Here is a 1,629-nt window from a genome sequence, read left to right as displayed (position 1 = left end):
CAGTACCAGCGTACGGCCCACAGAATGATGTCACGCTGAAAATGCCGGCCTTTGAATGGGTTCATGTGCAGCTCCATCAGTAAAAGGGGATGATAAGTTTATCACCACCGACTATTTGCAACAGTGCCAATTTTTGTACGTTAAGCGCATTATTTAACCAATCTTGGTTCGTAAGTGGTTGATTTTGCGTCAGTGGCTATCGCTTTTAAGTTGTCGCTCTTGCAGTATCGCATTTAGGTTATCCGATTAAGGTCAAACCTCTGAAAATGCCGTATAGCGCGGGAGTACACCCTATTGCTATAGGTAAGTCTGTTCAAAAAACAGGCTTACCGTACAATAATTCTCTATATCCAAACTGACCCCTACACGCTCGTAAGCGGCTCTTACGACCCGCTAACGCGGAGATACGCCCCAACTGCGGCTTCGCCTTGTTGTGACCACTCCGACCGCGCACAAAAGCCTCTGAGCCGCTTTTAGCGGAATATGGCTTTGCAGGGTGAAGGGATGGATAGGCGATCCCTTTCGATCCCTCACTGGTATCGGCGGCTAACCCTCGGTGCTACCTGTCATTTCATCCTGCCGCCTTACATGCGCTAACGCGCATAAATCCCCGTTCCTCAGTGGAACGAAAACTCACGCTAACAGGGTAGTGACCGGGTAGCCACGATAACTGCCAACAAAATTAGCTTATAGGTTAATTCTACCTTGTCTGAAATTAGCCTATAGGTTAATATTAATAGAAATGGGAGGTCACATGTTTAGCGTTGTTTATCACCCGGAAGCCAGGGAAGAAGCCACAGCATTACCCGTAAAAATCAGGGTGAAGTTTGACCGTCTCATCGGCAAACTGGAGTATGACGCCCGATTACTGCGGGAGCCGGACACGAAGCCCCTGGGCGATGGACTTTTTGAGATCCGCACGATGGGGACGGACATAGCCAGGGGAATCTGGGTATACCACAAAGGCAATACCATCATCATGCTCCGTGTTTTCATCAAGAAGTCACAGAAAACGCCAGCGAAAGAAATCGATCTCGCCAAAAAGCGGTTAGCGGAGGTACTTAATGAAACTGGTAAGCCATAAAGAACTGCATAACGAGTGGATGCAGGACGATGAATATCGCGCTGCATGGCAGGAAGAAGAACGTAAGGAAAAGCTCAGGGAGCTGCTTGCTGAATGGCGCAAGCATGACAACCTGACAAAAGCGCAGGTTGCTGAACGCATGGGGGTTACACCTCCGGTTATTTCTCGCCTGGAAAACAACATCACCAAAGCCAGCATCGACACACTGACCCGCTACGCTCACGCCTGCGGCATCAAGAAACCTGTCATTGCCCTGTACTGAATAGCCAGCCCTCCGGGGCTGGCCTTTTTGTTTCGGTCAGTCCCAAAATTTTGTTAAAGCAAGTTTAAAATGTCACCTGTTTCTCCAAAGTTGAAATGTCACTTCTAAGCCAATCTATTTATACATAATCTTTACATCTTTCCCCGGTGACAAAGTGCTAATTGGTCTGTAATGTTCAATGTGTGGCAGGCAAGCCGCCGGTGACTTAGGGAAGGTGCGAACAAGTTCCTGATATGAGATCATCATATTCATCCGGAGCGCATCCCAGAGGGACATCATGAGC

At 48.4% G+C, this 1,629-nt stretch carries 3 protein-coding genes; all 3 read left to right on the top strand.

Annotated elements, in window-relative coordinates; all coding sequences use genetic code 11:
* Positions 1–309: 309 nt before the first annotated feature.
* The 3 genes from OGY19_RS24545 to OGY19_RS02310 all read left to right on the top strand — a co-directional run bounded on the left by OGY19_RS24545 (position 310) and on the right by OGY19_RS02310 (position 1,346).
* The gene (locus OGY19_RS24545) at positions 310–477 is read left to right on the top strand and encodes a replication-associated protein RepA4 (RefSeq protein ID WP_487250435.1); all 168 of its coding nucleotides are present in this window, start codon (positions 310–312) and stop codon (positions 475–477) included.
* 277 nt (positions 478–754) lie between these two features.
* Positions 755–1,084: a type II toxin-antitoxin system RelE/ParE family toxin gene (locus OGY19_RS02315; RefSeq protein ID WP_000493286.1), complete on the top strand. Its 330-nt coding sequence runs from the start codon at positions 755–757 to the stop codon at positions 1,082–1,084.
* Complete coding sequence (locus OGY19_RS02310) at positions 1,065–1,346, top strand: helix-turn-helix domain-containing protein (RefSeq protein ID WP_000780222.1); 282 nt, start codon at positions 1,065–1,067, stop codon at positions 1,344–1,346. The genes OGY19_RS02315 and OGY19_RS02310 overlap by 20 nt, the downstream gene beginning before the upstream one ends.
* Positions 1,347–1,629: the final 283 nt, after the last annotated feature.

Origin of the sequence: Citrobacter sp. Cy070 (genome assembly GCF_030332245.1) — a bacterium.
Taxonomy (GTDB): Bacteria; Pseudomonadota; Gammaproteobacteria; order Enterobacterales; family Enterobacteriaceae; genus Citrobacter; species Citrobacter youngae.
The sequence above is the reverse complement of the archived record's forward strand: the minus strand, read 5'-3'. Positions and strand labels throughout refer to the sequence as shown.

What these genes read in the sequence shown, in the direction of transcription:
- OGY19_RS02315 (WP_000493286.1), top strand. Translation starts at nt 755, where the DNA reads ATGTTTAGCGTTGTTTATCACCCGGAAGCCAGGGAAGAAGCCACAGCA.
- OGY19_RS02310 (WP_000780222.1), top strand. Translation starts at nt 1,065, where the DNA reads ATGAAACTGGTAAGCCATAAAGAACTGCATAACGAGTGGATGCAGGAC.